This window comes from Ruegeria sp. AD91A (assembly GCF_003443535.1).
Lineage (GTDB): Bacteria > Pseudomonadota > Alphaproteobacteria > Rhodobacterales > Rhodobacteraceae > Ruegeria.
In genome coordinates this window covers 1610412-1630496 of record NZ_CP031946.1, presented here as the reverse complement: position 1 = coordinate 1630496, position 20085 = coordinate 1610412, and the positions used below count along the sequence as shown (strand labels likewise).

19 protein-coding genes and 2 tRNA genes are annotated in these 20085 nt (G+C 57.6%); 9 read left to right on the top strand and 12 right to left on the bottom strand.

Annotated features, from left to right (window positions below):
- Positions 1-45: 45 nt before the first annotated feature.
- From D1823_RS08170 to D1823_RS08155, 4 genes are all read left to right on the top strand, one after another.
- Positions 46-1344, top strand: coding sequence for a sugar ABC transporter permease (locus D1823_RS08170; RefSeq protein WP_117872798.1), 1299 nt, complete (start codon positions 46-48; stop codon positions 1342-1344).
- Positions 1344-2141: an ATP-binding cassette domain-containing protein gene (locus D1823_RS08165; RefSeq protein ID WP_117869446.1), complete on the top strand. Its 798-nt coding sequence runs from the start codon at positions 1344-1346 to the stop codon at positions 2139-2141. Before D1823_RS08170 ends, D1823_RS08165 begins: the two co-directional genes overlap by 1 nt.
- A gap of 10 nt (positions 2142-2151) precedes the next feature.
- A complete protein-coding gene (gene xylA / locus D1823_RS08160) occupies positions 2152-3459 on the top strand; it encodes a xylose isomerase (protein ID WP_117869445.1) in 1308 nt (435 codons plus the stop codon).
- A gap of 198 nt (positions 3460-3657) precedes the next feature.
- Positions 3658-5013, top strand: a complete 1356-nt coding sequence (locus tag D1823_RS08155) for an MATE family efflux transporter (protein WP_117872797.1) — start codon at positions 3658-3660, stop codon at positions 5011-5013.
- A gap of 10 nt (positions 5014-5023) precedes the next feature.
- On the opposite strand, the gene D1823_RS08150 is transcribed toward D1823_RS08155, so the two are convergent.
- The 8 genes from D1823_RS08150 to D1823_RS08115 form a co-directional block, all read right to left on the bottom strand.
- Positions 5024-6121: a M56 family metallopeptidase gene (locus tag D1823_RS08150; RefSeq protein ID WP_117869444.1), complete on the bottom strand. Its 1098-nt coding sequence runs from the start codon at positions 6119-6121 to the stop codon at positions 5024-5026.
- Entirely contained in the window at positions 6108-6503 is a 396-nt protein-coding gene (locus D1823_RS08145) for a BlaI/MecI/CopY family transcriptional regulator (RefSeq protein WP_117869443.1), read from the bottom strand. Before D1823_RS08145 ends, D1823_RS08150 begins: the two co-directional genes overlap by 14 nt.
- A gap of 65 nt (positions 6504-6568) precedes the next feature.
- On the bottom strand, positions 6569-6970 hold the full coding sequence (locus tag D1823_RS08140) for a DUF2160 domain-containing protein (protein ID WP_117869442.1): 402 nt from the start codon (positions 6968-6970) through the stop codon (positions 6569-6571).
- An 8-nt stretch (positions 6971-6978) separates the two neighbouring features.
- Positions 6979-7776 (bottom strand): carbohydrate ABC transporter permease, encoded by a 798-nt coding sequence (locus D1823_RS08135; RefSeq protein WP_117869441.1) that lies wholly within the window; start codon positions 7774-7776, stop codon positions 6979-6981.
- On the bottom strand, positions 7773-8636 hold the full coding sequence (locus D1823_RS08130) for a carbohydrate ABC transporter permease (protein ID WP_117869440.1): 864 nt from the start codon (positions 8634-8636) through the stop codon (positions 7773-7775). Before D1823_RS08130 ends, D1823_RS08135 begins: the two co-directional genes overlap by 4 nt.
- The gene (locus D1823_RS08125) at positions 8633-9709 is read right to left on the bottom strand and encodes an ABC transporter ATP-binding protein (RefSeq protein ID WP_117869439.1); all 1077 of its coding nucleotides are present in this window, start codon (positions 9707-9709) and stop codon (positions 8633-8635) included. The genes D1823_RS08130 and D1823_RS08125 overlap by 4 nt, the downstream gene beginning before the upstream one ends.
- Position 9710: 1 nt before the next feature.
- Positions 9711-10760, bottom strand: coding sequence for an ABC transporter ATP-binding protein (locus D1823_RS08120; RefSeq protein WP_117872796.1), 1050 nt, complete (start codon positions 10758-10760; stop codon positions 9711-9713).
- A gap of 86 nt (positions 10761-10846) precedes the next feature.
- Entirely contained in the window at positions 10847-12586 is a 1740-nt protein-coding gene (locus D1823_RS08115; protein ID WP_117869438.1) for an ABC transporter substrate-binding protein, read from the bottom strand.
- Between the two features lie 243 nt (positions 12587-12829).
- Between D1823_RS08115 and D1823_RS08110 the strand changes: the two genes are divergently transcribed.
- The 5 genes from D1823_RS08110 (at position 12830) to D1823_RS08095 (ending at position 16894) form a co-directional block, all read left to right on the top strand.
- Entirely contained in the window at positions 12830-13735 is a 906-nt protein-coding gene (locus D1823_RS08110) for a hypothetical protein (RefSeq protein WP_217582604.1), read from the top strand.
- Between the two features lie 11 nt (positions 13736-13746).
- The gene (locus D1823_RS22030; protein ID WP_254683814.1) at positions 13747-14190 is read left to right on the top strand and encodes a hypothetical protein; all 444 of its coding nucleotides are present in this window, start codon (positions 13747-13749) and stop codon (positions 14188-14190) included.
- On the top strand, positions 14168-14710 hold the full coding sequence (locus tag D1823_RS22025) for a V-type ATP synthase subunit D (protein WP_162896789.1): 543 nt from the start codon (positions 14168-14170) through the stop codon (positions 14708-14710). The genes D1823_RS22030 and D1823_RS22025 overlap by 23 nt, the downstream gene beginning before the upstream one ends.
- Positions 14601-15965 carry a V-type ATP synthase subunit A gene (locus D1823_RS08100; RefSeq protein ID WP_254683829.1) on the top strand — a complete coding sequence of 455 codons (1365 nt, stop codon included), beginning with the start codon at positions 14601-14603 and terminating at the stop codon, positions 15963-15965. Before D1823_RS22025 ends, D1823_RS08100 begins: the two co-directional genes overlap by 110 nt.
- Positions 15966-16096: 131 nt before the next feature.
- Positions 16097-16894, top strand: coding sequence for a DeoR/GlpR family DNA-binding transcription regulator (locus D1823_RS08095; RefSeq protein WP_117869435.1), 798 nt, complete (start codon positions 16097-16099; stop codon positions 16892-16894).
- Between the two features lie 66 nt (positions 16895-16960).
- Here the strand turns inward: D1823_RS08095 and D1823_RS08090 are convergent.
- The 4 genes from D1823_RS08090 to glpX all read right to left on the bottom strand — a co-directional run bounded on the left by D1823_RS08090 (position 16961) and on the right by glpX (position 20050).
- A tRNA-Glu gene (locus tag D1823_RS08090) sits at positions 16961-17035 on the bottom strand.
- Positions 17036-17059: 24 nt separating this feature from the next.
- Positions 17060-17134 (bottom strand) — tRNA-Glu (locus tag D1823_RS08085).
- Positions 17135-17232: 98 nt separating this feature from the next.
- Entirely contained in the window at positions 17233-18975 is a 1743-nt protein-coding gene (recJ, locus tag D1823_RS08080; RefSeq protein ID WP_117869434.1) for a single-stranded-DNA-specific exonuclease RecJ, read from the bottom strand.
- A gap of 91 nt (positions 18976-19066) precedes the next feature.
- A complete protein-coding gene (gene glpX / locus D1823_RS08075) occupies positions 19067-20050 on the bottom strand; it encodes a class II fructose-bisphosphatase (protein ID WP_117869433.1) in 984 nt (327 codons plus the stop codon).
- Between the last annotated feature and the right edge of the window lie 35 nt (positions 20051-20085).

The window sequence follows — 20085 nt, the reverse complement described above, 5'->3', positions numbered from 1 at the left end:
CGCATGGCCGGGCCAGAGATCATAGCTGAACATGAAAGATCGGATATGACCGAAACTTCGTCTCAGCCGGTACCCCAAAAAGCAAAGGCCAACCTGTTTCAGCAACTGGAACTGGATATGCGGCTATTGGGCATGATCGGCGCCTTCATCATCCTGTGCATCGGCTTCAACATCTTTACGGACGGCCGTTTTCTGACGCCCAGAAACCTGTTCAATCTGTCGATCCAAACCGTCTCGGTCGCCATCATGGCCTGTGGCATGGTGTTCATCATCGTCATGCGCCACATCGATCTCTCGGTCGGCGCGCTTCTGGCGACAACATCCGCCGTCATGGCGATGACCCAGACCGAGCTGTTGCCGAATGTGTTGGGGATGGGATTGAACCACCCCGCGACGTGGGCGATCACGTTGGTGGTGGGCCTTGCGGTCGGGACAATGATCGGTGCGTTCCACGGTTGGATGGTGGGGTATCTGACCATTCCGGCTTTCATCGTGACGCTTGGAGGGTTTCTGGTCTGGCGCAACGTTGCCTGGTACATGACTGACGGCCAGACAATCGGCCCGCTGGACAGCACTTTCCTGATGTTTGGCGGCACCAATGGGACCTTGGGCACAACGGTCAGTTTGCTGATCGGCTTCGCGGCCACGGCTATTGCAATCTGGGCGTTGTGGAGCGGTCGCCGGTCCAAAGCCGCTCACGGGTTCCCTGTCAAACCGGTATGGGCCGAAGCGACACTGGCCGGAATCGTTGGCATTGCCATCATGGGCTATGTCTTTATCGTCAACAGCTATGCCATCCCGACACGTCGGCTTGAACGCATGTTTGAAGCGCGCGGCGAGACCATGCCTGAAGGACTGGTTGTTGGTTACGGCATCCCGATTTCGGTGCTCATCCTGATCCTTGTGGCGGTGACGCTGACCGTTGTGGCCCGCAAAACCCGCTTTGGACGCTATATCTTTGCAACAGGCGGCAACCCGGATGCGGCCGAATTGTCAGGCATCAACACCCGCATGATGACCGTCAAGATCTTCGCTCTGATGGGGTTTCTCTGTGCACTGTCGGCGGTCGTGGCCTCGGCCCGTCTGGCCAATCACTCAAACGATATCGGTACGCTGGATGAGCTACGCGTGATTGCCGCTGCCGTGATCGGTGGAACGGCGCTGTCCGGCGGTATCGGTACGATCTATGGTGCAATCCTCGGCGCGCTGATCATGCAGGCACTGCAATCCGGCATGGCCATGGTCGGCGTGGATGCGCCGTTTCAGAATATCGTCGTCGGCAGCGTGCTGGTTCTGGCCGTCTATATCGACATCGTCTATCGCAAACGTCTGGGGGCGAAATGATGCAAGCACAAGAAACACAAAGCCAGGCTTCGGGCCGCGGATCGGGTCAGCCTCCCTTGGTGGAAATGCGTGATATCTCGATTTCCTTCGGGGGCATCAAGGCGGTAGATCATGTGTCGGTTGATCTCTACCCGGGCGAGGTCGTGGGCCTTCTGGGGCACAATGGGGCCGGCAAATCCACCCTGATCAAGGTGCTTTCGGGTGCCTATCAGATGGACCACGGCGAAATCCTGATCGACGGTAACAAGGTTGAGATCAACAATCCCCGCGACGCACGCGCCAACAATATCGAGACGATCTATCAGACGCTGGCGCTGGCGGATAACCTGGATGCAAGTTCGAACCTATTTCTAGGCCGCGAAATGGTTACGCCCTTTGGCCTGGTCAACGACGCCGCGATGGAGGCGGAATGCCGCAAGATCATGGCACAGCTGAACCCGAACTTTCAGAAGTTCAACGATCCGGTCTCGGCCCTGTCAGGGGGGCAGCGTCAATCGGTGGCCATCGCGCGTGCGGTGTACTTCAACGCCCGTATCCTGATCATGGACGAGCCCACGGCTGCGCTTGGCCCGCACGAAACACAGATGGTGGCGGACCTGATCCAACAGCTCAAGGCGCAGGGAATCGGGATTTTCCTGATCGACCACGATGTGCACGCGGTGATGGAATTATGTGACCGGGCTTCGGTCATGAAGAACGGAATGTTGGTTGGAACGGTTGATATCGCCGATGTCACCGATGACGATCTGTTGTCGATGATCATTCTGGGCAAAAAGCCCGGCGAAAAAACGGATTGAGGTAAACGAGATGACGAGCGGTTTTTTTCAGGGAATTGAACAGGTGCAATTCGAAGGCGAGGACAGTAAGAACCCGCTCGCATTCCGTTACTACAATCCGGATGAGATCGTTATGGGCAAGCGCATGGACGACCACTTGCGGTTTGCCGTGGCGTGGTGGCATTCATTCGCCTGGGAGGGTAGTGATCCGTTTGGTGGGCCCACCTTCGAACGTCCCTGGCATCCGCAAGATGATATGGGCCGGGCCAAGATGAAGGCTGATGTCGCCTTTGAGATGTTCCAGATCCTCGGGCAGCCCTATTTCTGCTGGCATGATGCTGATATCCGCCCTGAGCAGGGGAACTTTGCCGACAACCTGCGCACTCTGAACGAGATCGCAGACTATATCGGTGAAAAGATGCAGGCATCCGGTACCAAGTTGCTATGGGGCACGGCCAATATGTTCAGCCATCGTCGCTGGATGGGAGGGGCCAGCACGAACCCTGACCCCGAGGTCTTTGCTTTCGCTGCCGCCACGGTGAAGTCATGCATGGATGCCACTCACAAGTTGGGGGGCGAAAATTATGTGCTTTGGGGCGGGCGTGAAGGGTACGAGACGCTGCTCAACACCGATATGAAAACCGAACTGGATCACATGGGCCGATTCCTGAACATGGTGGTCGAGTACAAGCACAAGATCGGATTCAAGGGTGCTATTCTTGTCGAACCAAAGCCGCAGGAGCCATCGAAGCATCAGTATGATTTCGACGCCGCCACCTGCATCGGTTTCCTGCGCAAATATGGGCTTGAGGATGAGGTCAAGCTGAACCTTGAACAGGGGCACGCGATCCTGGCAGGTCACAGCTTCGAACACGAAATTGCGGTGGCTGCGGCTGAGGGGATGCTGGGATCCATCGACATGAACCGGAACGACTATCAGTCAGGATGGGATACGGATCAGTTCCCCAACAACACCCCCGAAGTCGCGGTGGCGTACTACCACATCCTGAAAGCGGGCGGGTTCACAACCGGCGGCACCAATTTCGATGCCAAGCTGCGCCGGCAGTCGATCGATGCCGAAGATCTGATCGCCGCGCATGTGGGCGGGATGGATATCTGTGCCCGGGGTCTGAAAGCTGCAGCAGCGATGATCGAAGATGGGGGATTGGAACAGGCGCTGGTTGATCGGTACGCGGGCTGGAATACGCCTGAGGCGCAGGCAATGCTGTCCTCCGGGCTTGACGAGATTGCAGCGCGGGTGTTGGCCGAGGATCTCAATCCAAGTCCGCGTTCGGGACGTCAGGAAATCCTCGAGAACTACGTGAACCGTTTTGTCTGATCCCTGTGGGTTCAGCCGATCCGTAAAATAACCTGTGTACAATACCCCGGAAACGCGTGAGTTTTCTTCAGCGTTGGCCGGGGTTTTCCCTGGCCGAACGCAAAGGCATCAGAGGCCCGTCCGGGTCGAACAGGTGGGGCGGACAGAGTTTTGGCGGATCGATCGGCAGGCAAAGCGGTGTTTCTGAGCGGCAGCCTCATGCTGCACGTGACCCGCATGTCGCTGACCACCAGCATTGGCCTGATGGCCATTTTTGCCGTCGACTTTGTCGATATGATCTTCATCTCGATGTTGGGCAAAGACGCCCTTGCGGCGGCGGTGGGCTATGCCGGTACGCTGCTGTTTTTCACCAACGCGATCAATATCGGATTGTCGATTTCGGCCGGGGCGCTGGTCGCTCGCGAACTTGGGGCCGGGCGGGCTGAACAGGCAAGGCATTACGCGTCCAGTGTGGCTGTTATCGGACTAATTGCCGGGCTGATGACATCGGTACTGGTATTGTTGAATCTCAGTTACCTGCTGTCGTTGCTCGGCGCAGAAGGTGAGATTCTGAGGCTGGCGACGCGGTATGTGTCGATCATCCTTCCCACCATGTGCGTGATGTCGATTGCGATGGCGGCAATGGCGGTGCTACGCGCCCACGGCGATGCGCGACGGTCGATGATGGCAACGATTTATGGCGGTGTGGTGAATGCTGTTCTGGATCCGATTTTGATCTTTGCTGTCGGGTTGGGGCTGGACGGGGCCGCGATTGCCTCGGTCCTGGCGCGGCTGTGCATGTTGGGAGCGGCGTTGTGGCCCGCGCTCCGGGTGCATCGGGGATTTGCGCGTCCTTCACTGAAGCAGGTAACACAGAATTTGCGCCCCGTGCGGGCAATTGCAATTCCCGCTGTTCTGACGAATGTCGCCACGCCGATCGGGAATGCCATCGTGGTGCGGGAGATCGCGCAATATGGCACGGATGCGGTTGCAGGCATGGCCGTGATTGGACGTCTGTTGCCAGTGGCGTTTTCGGTCATCTTCGCGCTGTCTGGCGCGATAGGGCCGATCATCGGGCAGAATTTCGGGGCCGAAAAGTTCGATCGTGTGCGCGCTGCCTTTTTGGCTGGGATCAAGTTTACGGCCGTTTATGTACTTTGCATGTCGGCAATCTTGTTTTTGCTGCGCGCACCGATTGCGGATCTGTTCGCAGCCGAAGGCGAAACCCGAAGTCTGATTTATCTGTTCTGTGGCCCGCTGGCATTGGCATCGTTCTTCAATGGCGTGATCTTCGTGACAAATGCCAGCTTCAACAACTTGGGGCACCCGGTGTATTCCACATGGATAAACTGGGGTCGCCACACAATTGGAACATGGGTTTTCGCAACGATTGGTTCACAGATCGCCGGAGCTTCCGGCGTTCTGCTGGGTCAGGCCTTCGGAGGCGTCATCTTTGCAGGTATTGGATGGGTTCTGGTCGCGCGGGTTGTGGCACGGTTGGAGCGCTCACAAGCGCTGGAGCCTTTTTCCGATCAAGGTCGACTCCATTCACTGTTCGGGCGTCGCGGATGGTGATCAGGTCGGATCAGTTCCCCTGATTGCGCGCTTCCAGCCGTTCCAGATTGACCACGGTCGACAGCATCAGGCGATCATGGCTCCAATCCTGTGTTTGCTGTAGCGACGCAGACCCCAGTGCAAGAAGGGTGGCGAAGGTCAATGCCATCCCCAGGAACAGAGCGGGGAGGGTGGGCACCGTCGGTTGCGCATCAGTCAGCGCAAGCACACGCTGTCGCAGCACACGCTTGGCCTTGCCGCCAGTCACAAAGGCAACGTTCAAAACGCGTGGATTGTTAACCGAGATCGTACGTGCGCAATAATCCAGCAGGCACGCGGTATACTCGCGCGCATCGATCCGTTTGCGGGCCACCACTGACTGGTCGCATGCCAGTTCACGTAAACGGCCGAACTGATACTTGAGCATCAGATAGGCAGGGTTCCAGAACAACAGCGGGCGCAGCATTTCAAAGCCCAGTTCCCATTCGACATCGCCCGCCCGAACATGCTGAAGTTCGTGTGCCAACGCAAAACGCAGCTCGTGCGGGTTATCCAGCAGGTGGCTTGGCAGAACGACATGGCGACGGCGCAATCCGCGCACTGCGAAAGGTACGGTGATGCGATCCGAGAGATGGATATCAACCTTGTCTGACTGCCGCCAAAGAAAGCTGGATTTGACTGTCTGACGGATCATCATCGCGTCCCGCAGGGCGCGAGCCGCAAACACGGCGGCGACCAAAACGAGCAGTGTCGCGAATGCGGTGATAATCGGCTGCTGCCCTGACAACGCAAGATCCACCCACCTTTCACGGGTGTTCAGCAGGGCCTCGAACTGGGTGGCAGGCATGGCGATGTCGCCGCGCAGATAGGCGGCAACGGCGATGTCGCCGAGCGCCATGGCGCTGCCCGGCCATGCATAAGAGGCGAATGATGAAACACCGATCGCAAGAAAGGGGCTGATAAGTACGCAAACGCACAGCGCCTTGAGTGCACGCAATTGCGCGACAAAGCTATGGCGCAGGGCTGTTCGGTTCAGGGTTGCGCGTGCCACCAGCCAGATGACGGCCGACAAGGCCAGCACGATGTTGAGTTCAATGAATGCGTCGAGAACCGGTCTAACCGCTGTCATTTTGCAGTCTCCTCTCTACCAGCGCTCGAATTTCCTCAAGATCGGCTTCGCTCAGCCCCGCATCATCGACAAGCCGTGCCACCAATGTGGCGGGGGTGTCGTCGAACAGTGTACGGGACAGGTTTTGCAGCGAACGGGCCTGATATCTGTCCTTTTCCAGAAGCGGCGTATAGATCAGGGTCTTTCCTGTCTTGTGGCTTTCCACAAAACCCTTTTCGTCCAGAATACGAAGGATCGTGGCCCCGGATGTGTAGGCTAGATTGCGTTCCAAAGGCAGGCGGTCCAGGACATCTCGCACCGAGCCTTGCCCGAGGGCCCAGAGTTCGTTCATGAACTCCAGTTCAACCTCGGTCAGCAGATTTGTTGTCTTTTTCTTTCGCATCGATCTCGGTGTAGTCATGTTTAGTATGCCTGACAGACAAGCATCCTTTCGCGATTTCTCAAAGTCTAAACTTTCCAGAACACAAAAATGCCCCAACCGATAGACAGGAAAAGAGGTATCCAGACCGGCTGTCCGACAAGACCCAGCCAGGCGAGGAAGATATAGGCGGACCCCAGAAGGGTGATGAACAGCCGGTCGCCCAATGTGGTCGTCAGCCCCAGTACACCGCGCCGTTCTATACCATCGCGATACTTGAAGCCCTCAAGAACGCCAATCACAGCGATGGCCGAAAAGATTCCGACGAACACGGCCAGTGTCGCCGGAGTCCAGGCCATCCAGAAATCGGGCCACAGTGGGGCAGTCCAGGAAAAGCCTTTTTCCTCTGGCTGGCCGACGCTGCTCCATCCGGCCTGCTGGGCAAAAGTGGTGGAAGGCAGGAAAAAGAGGGTGAGAAGAAGTTTACGCATATCGAACCTCACACACGTCCCATCGCGAAACCACGCGCGATGTAGTTGCGGACAAACCAGATGACGATGGCGCCGGGGATGATGGTCAGGGTGCCGGCGGCGGCAAGCAGGCCCAATTCGTACCCCGCGCTGGATGCGGTGCGGGTCATCACGGCGGCGATGGGCTTGGCCTCGACCGCCGTCAAGGTCTTGGCCAACAGCATTTCCACCCACGAGAACATGAAGCAGAAGAAGGCCGCGACGCCGACGCCAGCTTTGATATTCGGCAGGAAGATCGTCACGAAGAAGCGCGGGAAGGAATAGCCGTCGACATAGGCTGTTTCGTCCAGTTCCTTTGGAATGCCGCGCATAAAGCCTTCCAAAATCCAAACCGCCAGCGGCACATTGAACAGCGTGTGTGCCAGAGCCACGGCCAGATACGTGTCGAACAGACCGATGGAAGAGTAGAGCTGAAAGAATGGCAGCGCAAATACCGCAGCCGGAGCCATCCGGTTGGTCAGCAGCCAGAAAAACAGCTGTTTGTCACCTAGGAACCTGTAGCGAGAGAAAGCATAGGCAGCAGGCAGTGCGACACAAACCGAAAGTACCGTGTTCAGAGTCACATAAGCGATCGAGTTGATGTAGCCCCAGTACCAGGTCGGATCAGTGAAGATTGTGATGTAATTTTCCAGCGTAAATGTCTGGGGGAACAGGGAAAAGCCCGACAGAATCTCGTTCGTGGTCTTGAAGGACATCGCCACCAGCCAATAGATCGGCAGCATCAGGAACGCGATGTACAGGATCGGGATGAGGGAACGCTTTTTCATTCTGCGTCATCCTTTGTCATCAGAGTGTAGAAGAGCCACGACACAAGCAATGTGATGGCGAAATAGATCAGACTCATCGCCGCCGCCGGGCCAAGGTCGAACTGTCCCAACGCGATCTTCACCAGGTCGATCGACAGTAGGGTGGTCGAGTTGCCGGGGCCACCGCCGGTCAGTACGAAAGGCTCGGTATAGATGTTGAAACTGTCCATGAACCGCAAAAGAATTGCGATGGTCAGAACTGTCTTCATCTTGGGCAGTTGGATGTAGCGGAACACCGACCAAGGGCTGGCACCGTCGATCTTGGCCGCCTGATAATAAGCGTCAGGGATCGACACGAGGCCCGCGTAACAAAGCAGCACCACCAGTGAGGTCCAATGCCAGACATCCATCACAATGACCGTAATCCAGGCCGACAGAGGCTGTTGGGTCATGTCATAGTTGATGCCCAAAACGTCATTTAGGAAGTATCCAAGCAGGCCGATCTTGGGCAGGGTAAAGATGTTCCACATCGAGCCCACCACATTCCACGGTATCAGCATCGGCAGAGCCATCAGAACCAGACAGACCGGCACCCAAAAGCCTTTACGCGGCATGGATAGCGCGACGATGATGCCTAAGGGTACCTCGATGATCAGGATCATGAAGGTAAACAGGAACTGCCGTCCCAAAGCGGCCTGGAAACGGTCTGATCTCAGGATTTGTTCAAACCAGCCGAGCCCTTCCCAGAAGAACTGGTTGTTGCCAAAGGTTTCCTGCACCGAATAGTTGACCACAGTCATCATCGGCACCAGCGCGTTGAACGCGACCAGCGCCAGGACCGGAAGGACGAAGAACCACGCCTTTTGGTTTTCTGTTCTCATTGCGCCCGCTCCTCGGTTGCGATCCAGCCGTCCCGATAGACGCGGGATTGTTCGGGTTTGAATTGCAGGAAGACCTGCGAGCCCGGCTCGGGCACGCTGTGTTCGGTTACAGCCTTGAGGGCGGTGTTTCCGACCATCGCGCTAACCACAAAATGGCGACCGATGTCCGATACTTTGGTTACATGCGCGGGGATGCCGGTCTCGCCGAAGCCCACATATTCCGGGCGAATACCCAGATCAGTGTGGCCTCCGTCACCATGCGCGCGGCCTTCCAGCATGATTTCGTGCCCTTCAAAGATGGCGCGGTCGCCTTTGGCCTCACACGGAAGAACGTTCATACCGGGCGAGCCGATGAAGTGGCCGACAAAAGTGTGCTGAGGACGCTCGAACAGTTCGACCGGCGTGCCGATTTGAACCACTTCTCCGTCCTGCATAACGACAACCTCATCGGCGAAGGTCAACGCCTCTGTCTGGTCATGGGTCACGTAGATCATGGTGGCTTGCACGCGCTGATGCAGTTCTTTCAGCTTGGACCGCAGCTTCCATTTCAGATGGGGGTCGATCACGGTCAACGGCTCATCGAACATCACAGCGTTCACGTCATCACGAACAAGGCCACGGCCCATCGAGATTTTCTGCTTGTTGTCCGGGCTCAGGCCCGAGGCCTTGGTGCCCAACATATCCGTGACATCCAGCATCTCAGCAATTTCATTGACACGGCGCTTGACCGTAGCGGCATCAACGCCTCTGTTCTTCAGCGGAAAAGCCAGGTTTTCGCCGACGGTCATGGTGTCGTAGATCACCGGGAACTGAAACACTTGCGCGATGTTGCGCTGATCCGGGGGTAGGGCCGTTACATCCTGATCATCGAACAGGATACGCCCCTCGGACGGGGTCAGCAGGCCGGAGATGATGTTGAGGAGTGTGGACTTGCCGCAACCTGACGGCCCCAGCAGTGCATACGCCCCACCATCACGCCATGTCACGTCGATTTCCTTCAGCGCATAGTCCTCTGGGCCTTTTGGCGCGGGCATGTAGCTATGTCGAAGGTTTGAAAGCTTGATCTGTGCCATGTCAGGCCACCCTTTTGCCGTCTTGGCCGAAATACCGGCAATGGGCCGGGTTCATGTAGAAACTGTGATCTTCACCCACCTGATAGGGGTGAACGCCAGCAGCCAATGATACCCAGGCGTCATCCCCATGCTGGAAATGCGCGCTGGAATCCGAACCTGAGAGTTCGGTTACGATAACGCGGCCCGTCAGCTCGACATCCGTGTCAGATGTACGGAATGGCGTCACGCGGTGAGGGCGCACGGCGACCATGTACTCTCCATCCACCAAATCCGTGACGGACCAGCCGCCGCCGCCAGCCAACTGCGCCTGAGCGCCAGATACTGTTATTTGGGCAACGTTGATCGGCGGGTCCGAGAACACACGTGCGGCGGCAATGTTTTCAGGGTTTCGGTAGATGTCGGCAGTCGGACCGAACTGGGTCACACGGCCATCTTCCATGAGGGCGGTGTAGCCGCCCAGCAAAAGGGCCTCTTCGGGTTCCGAGGTGGCGTAGACCACAACGGCCCCGCGACCAGCGAACAGGTCGGGAAGCTGCTCGCGCAGTTCTTCACGCAGTTTGTAATCAAGGTTGGCCAGCGGTTCGTCGAGGAACACGGCGCGGCTTTCCTTCGCGATGGCACGCGCCAGTGCGGTCCGTTGCTGTTGCCCGCCCGACAGCTCGTGCGGCCGACGGTGCAGCATGGGGCGTAATTGCAGCAGGTCCGCAGCCTCTTCAACGCGGCCCTGGATTTCGGACTGCGCCATGCCTGCTACACGCAAAGGAGAGGCGATGTTGTCGAATACGGTCATATGCGGGTAGTTCACGAAGAACTGGTGCACGAGGCTGATTTGTCGCTTTTGCGTGTTCAGCCGCGTGACGTTCTGGCCATCCATAATGACCTTGCCCGAGGCTATCGGATCCAGACCGGCCATCATCTTGATAAGAGAGGTCTTGCCTGACCCGGTGGCACCCAGCAGCACATTGAAATGGCCGGTTTGCAAGGTCAGTGACGTGGGTTTGATATGGTTGACGTTGCCGACCCGTTTGGTCGCGTCTTGAAGTTCGATCATGTCTGTGGGTTCCGATCCCGCAGCGCGTCGCGCTGTCTTGGTCTTGATGTGGGGATGCCGCAAACGGCACCCCCGGTTTCAACAGCTTACTGAGACTGCCAGCGCTGAACCAGTTCGTCATAGTTGACGGTCTGGCCTTGCGGCTTTTCGTTCTCAAGCTTGGCCTTGGGCGAGCCCGGCTTCTCCAGCCAGAAGGACGGATCCTGCGGCTCGTTCAGGCGCGGGCCACAGCCACCGTAGACACCGGCACTTTCATCCGCTGCCTGCATGCGGGCCATGGTGATGTCCATCTCTTCGGCTAGACGATCCATCGCCTCTTGCGGGGTGAAGGCACCCGAGTTCACGTCACCGATCTGCTGCCACCAGATCTGGGCCAGCTTCGGATAATCCGGCACGTTGATGCCGGTCGGCGACCATGCCACACGGTCAGGCGAGCGATAGAACTCGACCAGACCACCCAGCTTGGGTGCGCGTTCGGTGAACGATTCGTGATTGACCGAGCTGTCACGGATGAAGGTCAGACCCACATGGGACTTCTTCACATCAACAGTTTTGGACGTCACGAACTGAGCGTATAGCCATGCCGCCTGAGCACGATCCGCAGGGGTCGATTTCAGGAAGGTCCAGGAGCCCACGTCCTGATACCCAACCTTCTGGCCTTCTTCCCAATAGGGGCCGTGCGGGCTGGGCGCCATCCGCCACAGCGGTGTGCCTTCGTCATCCACAGTGTTGTTGCCTTCAGACTTCGGCTTCACCATGTCGGCGGTAAAGGCGGTGTACCAGAAGATCTGCTGGGCCACGTTGCCTTGGCTGAGCGCGGGCAGCGACTGATAGAAGTCATAAGACGCAGCACCCGGAGGCGCATAGGCCCGCAGCCATTCATCCCATTTGCGGATCGCATAGACCGCAGCCGGACCGTTTGCAGCACCGCCGCGTGACACCGAAGCGCCAACAGGGTTACAGGTGCCCGCTTCCATGCGGATGCCCCATTCGTCGACAGGGATACCATTGGGTTCGCCCACATCACCGGCACCGGCCATCGACAGCCACGCATCAGTCATACGCCAGCCAAGGTCAGGCGCACGTTTGCCGTAATCCATGTGACCATAGATCGTGGTGCCATCGACTTCTTTCACATCGTTGGTGAAGAACTCGGCGATGTCCTCGTAGGCTGACCAGTTGACCGGGACACCCAGATCATAGCCGTACTTCTCTTTGAACGCGGCCTTGTTGGCTTCGTCATCGAACCAGTCCTTGCGGAACCAGTAGAGGTTCGCAAACTGCTGATCGGGCAGCTGATACAGCTTTCCGTCCGGACCAGTGGTGAACTGAATGCCCATGAAGTCATCCAGATCCAGTGTCGGCGAAGTCGTCGCCGCCCAGTCACCACCCATCATGTCGGTTAGCGGATAAGCCAGTTGCAGACGCGAGTGCGTGCCGATCAGGTCACTGTCATTGACATAGCCGTCATACAGGTTCCGACCTGTCTGAAGCTGGGTCTGAACAGCCTGAACCACTTCGCCCTCGCCGAGGATTTGGTGATTGACCTTGATTCCGGTGATTTCCTCGAATGCCTTGGTCAGGACCTCGGATTCGTAAGAGTGGGTCGGAATGCCTTCGGACAGGACGTTGATTTCCATGCCAGCGTAAGGCTGTGCAGCCTCGATGAACCACTGCATTTCACCCATCTGTTCGTCTTTCGACAAGGTCGATGGCTGGAATTCGTCGTCGATCCAGCGTTGTGCTGCGGCTTCGTCGGCCCAAACAGGACCGTGCCCCGCAATGACGGCAGCCGCCGCCACTGCGGAAAGTAGATGTCTCCGCATCTGTCTCCTCCCAAAAATTATGGTTCTCCGGCAGAAACCGGATGCCGGACAGCATCAGCGATTTCTTGCGTACGTGTCAAACTAAAAATTTAGTAATTGACGTTCAGACATCCCGAAAGAGGGGGGCTGAACTCATTTGCCAATTTGTGAATTCGCTGTAAGCTGCCATTTTTTATACAAAAATTACCGCTGAACCGTGCAGCCCGAATTGCGGAAAACGACTTGGAACAGTGAGGGCAGGCAATGTCCCGAAGTCTGTTGAAGTACACGCGTGTTCTGGAAATTGTCTGGGACACAATCAAGGTTCGTGTGCCAATCGAGGACACTCGTGAACCGGCTGTTCGGTTCAACGACCTTGCTGTGATCGAGACGGTAAATGGCCGAAAATCACTGGCCCAGACGATCTTCATCGACCGGGATGTCGTCACGTTGCAGGTGTTTTCGGGTACCAAGGGAATATCGACCGAAGCAACGGCAACCTTTCTCGGTCATCCGATGCAGACACCTTATTCGGCCAACATTCTGGGGCGGGTCTTTGATGGCGCCGGTGTTGCCATTGATGGAGGCCCCGACCTGTCTGCGGAGCCGCATATCGATATTGGCGGACCGACCGTCAACCCGGCGGAACGAGCGGTTCCGAATAAAATGATTCGGACAGATGTGCCGATGATCGATGTGTTCAACACTTTGGTCGAGAGCCAGAATATTCCGATTTTCTCGGTTTCTGGCGAGCCATTCAATGCTTTCCTCAGCCGAATCGGTATCCAGGCAGACGCAGATATCGTGGTCTCTGGCGGGCTGGGGCTAATTTTTGACGACTACCACACGTTCCGCACCTCGTTCGAAGATGCGGGCGTGTTTTCGCGCACCGTCATGTTCGTCAACCAGGCGATTGATCCTTTGGTCGAACGTCTGCTGGTGCCGGACATGGCGCTGGCGGTGGCCGAGAAGTTTGCTGTGGAAGAGGGCAAACGCTTGCTGGTCTTGCTGACAGACATGGCCGCCTATGCTGATGCAATGAAAGAGGTTGGTATCAGTCAGGAAAGGGTGCCTTCTCAGCGCGGCTATATGGGGGACCTGTATTCCCAGCTTGCGCGCGATACGAAAAAGCCTGTGACTATGCCAAAGGCGGGTCGGTTACGGTTCTGACCGTCACGACTATGCCCGGAAATGATGTAACCCACCCGGTACCTGACAACACCGGCTATATCACCGAAGGGCAGTTCTATTTGCATTCCGGCGTGATCGATCCGTTTGGCAGCCTGTCGCGCCTCAAACAGAACGTGATCGGCAAGACCACCCGCGAAGATCACGGGCAGATCATGAACACGATGATCCGTTTCTATTCTGAAAGCCGCGATGCCGTGCAAAAACAGGCGATGGCCTTCGATCTGTCGGACTACGATCACCAGTTGTTGAAATTCGGCGGCCTGTTCCGGTCTCGGTTCATGGACATCAATGTTTCGATCCCGCTGGAAGAGGCGCTGGATCTGGATTGGAAGACACTGGCAGAGTGCTTTGCGCCGGAACAGTTGCTTATGAAGCAGGCATTGATCGACAAGTATTTCCCGAAGGATGCCAATGGCGCGGTTGCAGCTGAATAAATCATCGCTTGCACGCGAGCAGACACAGCTAAAAAGCTATGAGCGGTTCCTGCCGTCTTTGGACCTGAAACGGCAACAGTTGATGGCCGAACGGGTCAGGGCTCGGGAAGAAGTCAAGCGGCTTGAGCACGAAGTGCAGGTCCTTTCGCAGCAGGTAGGAGAAAAGCTACCGATGCTGGCCCAACAGGGCATTGATTTGGAGGGGCTGGTCGAGCTCAGGGATTACAAGGTCAAGGAGGTCAACGTGGTGGGTGTCAAGATGCCCGACCTGGTCCGGATCGACGTTGTCGTGCGTCCATATCCCGTTTTGACCAAACCCCATTGGGTCGATGTCGCTGCTCGGTTGCTGCACGATATGGTCCTTTACGCCGTCAGTGAAGGTGGGCGACACGGTCACTGCTGGGGACAGCATTGGAACAGTACCCGAAGGCCATCTAAGCCACAAGATCATGCTGTCGTTCAACTGGACCGGCGTGTACAAGGTAGTCTGGGTGCAAAAAGGCGCGGCCACGATCCATGACATCGTGGCCCGTCTGGAAGACGAAATCGGTGGTGAGCATACGCTGACACTCTCGCAGAAATGGCTGGTTCGGCGACCACTGCCAGAAAATGTACTGAAGCGCGCACTGTCCGAGCGGTTGTATCCGACGGAACCGGTTCTGACTTCGCAACGACTGATTGACACGTTCTTTCCGATTGCACGCGGTGGCACGGCCTGTATTCCCGGGCCGTTCGGAGCGGGTAAAACCGTGCTGCAAAACCTGATCGCACGGAACGCAAAAGTGGATATCGTGATCGTTGTGGCCTGCGGCGAGCGCGCGGGTGAGGCGGTAGAGACCATCGAGGAATTCCCGAAGATGACCGATCCGACCACCGGCGGCAGCCTGATGGATCGGACGATCATCATCTGTAACACGTCGTCCATGCCGTTTGCCGCGCGCGAGGCGTCGATCTTCACCGGAATAACGTTGGGGGAATACTACCGTCAGATGGGGTATGACGTTCTGTTAATCGCCGACAGCACCAGCCGGTGGGCGCAAGCCATGCGTGAAACCTCTGGCGAGCTCGAGGAAATTCCGGGCGAAGAAGGGTTTCCGGCCTATCTGGAAAGCTCGATCAAGGGTCTGTACGAACGCGCCGGGGCGTTGAAAACAAATGACGGCGATTTCGGCAGCCTGACACTGATCGGTACGGTTTCGCCTGCTGGCGGCAACTTTGACGAGCCGGTAACCCAGTCAAACCTGTCGACGGTCAAGTGCTTCCTCGGGTTGTCATATGAACGGGCTTACAAGCGGTTTTATCCGGCAGTCGACCCGATGCTCAGCTGGTCCCGGAATACTGACCAATTGTCCGACTGGTACGACAAGAACGCCGAACCGGGGTGGACGGGCAAAGTACGTGAGCTTCTGACGCTGATCGAAAAAGGTGAACAGGTCGTTCAGATGATGCAGGTCACTGGGGAAGAGGGTGTCACGATTGACGATTTTGCAACCCAACAAAAAGCGTTGTTCGTTGACATGGTCTACTTGCAGCAGGACGCATTTGACAAAGTCGATGCGACCGTGCCACTCGAACGGCAAATAATGACGTTCAAGCTTGTGCACGATGTGGCGCAATCCACGGCAGTCTATGTCGACAAGGCCGAGGCCCGACAGGTGTTCACGCAACTGACCGGGTTGATGAAGAACTTTCACTATGCGGCAGAAAACACACCCGAATACAAATCCACCTGGCATAAGATCGAAAACCTGTGCCGAGAAAAGCTTGGGGTCTGAGACAGATAACACCGGTTCATTCCGGCGATCCCCGAAGGCTGGAAATACCTCGCAGCACAGTCGTGTCACCGGCTTGTCGTGTGCGACGATCCATGCCCTTATGATGCGAAACCGAATATTCGGAGCTGACAGTGAAGAAAAAAGCCCCAAACACCCATCGTGAACTGGAATTGCTTGACGCATTGCGGCGTCTGGGCGGGGCAGCGCGAAACTCTGATTTAGTGAATGTGCTGGGTGTGTCCGAAGAAACGGTGCGACGTACGATCAAGTCCCTGTCCAAGGCGGGCACGATCGAGCGCGTTCATGGCGGTGCCTACCTTGCCGGGGCGCAAGGTGATCCCGGTTTCTTTCGCCGAATTTCGCAGCATGCCGACGAAAAGCGTCTTATCGCTGCTCATACGGCCAAAATGGCCCGGGATCAGATGACGGTTTTTCTGGATGTCGGCTCGACCACCGCCTTTGTCGCCGAGGAATTGCGCCGGGCCAACCGCCTGACGGTTGTAAGCAATTCTATCGGTGTTGTGCAGACCTTGGCGGGGATCAATGGAAACCGTGTGCATCTGCTGGGCGGAGAGCTGCAAAGTGATGAGAGGGGCACGTTTGGCCACGTCGCCCAGAGGCAATTGCAACGATATGCGTTTGATCTTGCGATCCTCAGCACGGATGCGATCTCGGACAGCAGGGGGTTTCTGTATCACAGCCCGGCAGAGGCAGATCTTGCCATGGTCGTGGCTGGTCAGGCGGATCACGTTGTCATGGCTGCCGCGCATTTCAAATTTGGCAATATGGCCCCTTATGTCGGGCCAGATCCGCGTCTGGTGCACGCGATTGTGACAGATGCGGCACCGAAAGGGGCGATGGCCAAGTCCTTTGACCGCTGGGGCATTGACGTACAGGTTGCGAAAGTAGGTGGATCTGATGCGGCGTGACATCAACCACGCGTCAGAAAAGGCCAATTGTCAGATCAGAAAGCAAAGGCTGAAGATGCGGGGAAATGGTAGCCCGTAGGGGAATCGAACCCCTCTTTCCAGGTTGAAAACCTGGCGTCCTAACCGATAGACGAACGGGCCACATGAGAGTGACGCAAGCACAAGTGGTAGCCCGTAGGGGAATCGAACCCCTCTTTCCAGGTTGAAAACCTGGCGTCCTAACCGATAGACGAACGGGCCACGCTGGCTTGTGGAGGGCCTTTTACGGTTTCACTGTGACCCCCGCAAGCCGAAAAACGCAGGGAGTTGAAAGTTTTTTGGCCCATCTGGGCGAGACGTCAACTTGCCTCTGCCGCGTCCTCGAGCCTGAGTTGCACGGATTGGCGCCCACCCCAGGTGTTCACCTCAAGTCGGCCTGCAAAATGAAAGCGTGCGCCACCATGATTTGACAGTTTCTCGCCCATCGGACCGTCAAAGGCACCAAAGGCAATCGCATCCAGCCCGCCGCCCATGCCATCGGACAACGACAGCTTCAGATGCGTTTCCCCCACACGTTTGGCAAAACGCACCTGGAGATCCGGAAGCGCGTATCGCGGGGCGGGGGCTCCGGCACCAAACGGTCCGGCCTGTTCGATCTGTTCGACCAGTTCCACTGTCGCCGCACCCGGCATAAGGGCACCGTCCAGCTTCATATCCGCCGGGCCGCCCTGACCTGCGCCTTGTTTAGCCAGCAATTCACTGAGGCGTTCCATGGCAGGTTCCAGTTTGTCGCGCATGACGGTAAGTCCAGCGGCCATCTTGTGGCCGCCACCCTTGACCAGCAACCCTTCAGCCGCGAGCCGCTGGATCGACGCCCCTAAATCCACACCCGAGACCGAGCGGCCCGAGCCTTTGCCCTCATCACCGTCAAAACCGATCACAATGGCCGGACGGTTGGCGGTTTCTTTCAATCGAGACGCCACGATGCCCACCACACCGGGGTGCCAGCCTTCACCGGCTGCCCAGACCAGTGGCGCGTCGAGACCGCGGCCTTCGGCTTGTTCCATTGCGGCCGCGCGTACGTCATTTTCAATGTCCCGGCGTTCTGTGTTCAACGTGTCCAGCCGTTCGGACAGGGCCTGTGCCTCGGGCAGGGAATCCGTGCTCAGCAGGCGGGCACCCAGATCGGCCTGTCCGATGCGACCGCCCGCGTTAACGCGGGGACCAAGCAGAAAACCCAGGTGATAGCTGTTAGGCGCCGTATCCATGCGTGAGACATCGGACAATGCGACAAGTCCGGGGCGTTGCCTTTGCGCCATCACTTTCAGGCCTTGTCGAACAAGGGCGCGATTGGCACTGATCAGAGGCGCGACGTCAGCCACGGTTGCCAGGGCCACCAGGTCCAGCATCGACATCAGGTCAGGCCCCTTTGCGCCCGCCTCGCGCAATTGGCGCCCAGCTTCGACCAACATCAGAAACACGACACCCGCCGCGCAGAAATAGCTCAGATCACCGCTTTCATCCTGCCGGTTGGGATTCACGACGGCAACGCAGTCCGGCAGGGTTTCGCCGCCGAGGTGATGATCCAGCACAATTACATCCGCACCCTTGGCTGCGGCAATCGGCTCATGGCTGAGGGTGCCGCAATCGACGCAAATGATCAGATCGTGGCTGGCTGCCAGCTCTCGCATTGCCGGGGCATTGGGACCATATCCCTCATCAATCCGATCTGGCACATAAAGCGTCGCCTGCAATCCCATCTGCCGGAGCCAAACCAGCAGCAGCGCGGCAGAACTGCCGCCGTCAACATCGTAATCTGCGAACACCGCGATCTTCTCGCGACGACGCACGGTGTCCAGGAAGCGTGTCGCCGCCGCTTCCATGTCTTTCATGTCGCGAGGATCGGGCAGCAGTTCCTTGAGTTTTGGATCCAGGAAGCCGCGCGCCTCCATGACCGGCACGCCACGACGGGCCAGAACCTGACATACCGCACGAGGCAGGTCGGTCTGTTGCGCCATCATCTCGGCAGCCCGTTCCACCTCGGCTCCCGGGCCAACCCAGCGCCGACCTGTCAATGATTGCTCAACCCCAAGAAAATTCATCCATGCCTCTTATGTGCCAAGGCCGGACCCTCGCGGACCCGGCCTTTTCGTTTCTTCAAGTTATGCAGGCCGAAGGCAACGGCGCAAGCCGTTAAGCGTTGTCGTGCGGCCAAGTGGGAGTACGATACGACATGCGGCGCACGGACCCGGTCTTTGACCGCATCAGCAGCGTCGTGGTTTCCACCCAACCCGGCTCGCGCTTGATGCGCGGCAACAGAGAGCCGCCGGTTACGCCTGTAGCGGCAAAGATCACATCCGCAGTCACCATCTCATCGCGCGAATATACCCGGTCCAGATCAGTGATGCCGGCCTTGGCAGCACGGCCCCGTTCGTCATCATTGCGGAACAACAGGCGACCAAAGATCTGACCGCCCATGCATTTCAGCGCAGCAGCAGCCAACACCCCCTCGGGCGCGCCACCCTGGCCCATATACATGTCGATGCCGGTCACTTCGCTTTCAGCGCAATGCATGACGCCCGCCACGTCACCATCGGTGATCAGGCGGATCGAGGCTCCGGTTTCGCGTACTTCGGCGATCATCGCCTCGTGACGGGGACGTTCCAGAATACAGACGGTGATGTCGGCCGGTTTGCAGCCTTTGGCCTTGGCCAGTGCCTCAACGCGTTCACGCGGAGACATGTCCAGATTGACGACACCCTCGGGCAGGCCTGGACCAACGGCCAGCTTGTCCATGTAAACGTCCGGCGCGTGCAGCATGGAACCGCGAGGACCCATTGCAATCACGGTCAGTGCGTTGGGCATATCCTTGGCGGTCAGCGTTGTGCCTTCCAGCGGGTCCAGTGCGATGTCCACGCCGGGGCCGTTTCCGGTGCCGACTTCTTCGCCGATATAAAGCATCGGAGCTTCGTCGCGTTCACCTTCACCGATCACCACGACGCCAGCAATGTCCAACATGTTCAGCTGTTCGCGCATCGCGTTTACGGCGGCCTGGTCGGCGGCTTTCTCGTCACCACGCCCAACCAGAAAAGCCGAGGCCAGCGCAGCCTGTTCTGCCACCCTTGCCAGCCCCAGAGACAGCAGGCGGTCGTTGAAATCGGTTTTGGCAGCACTCATTGTTCAGTATCCTCTGGTCATTAAAGCCGTTTCTA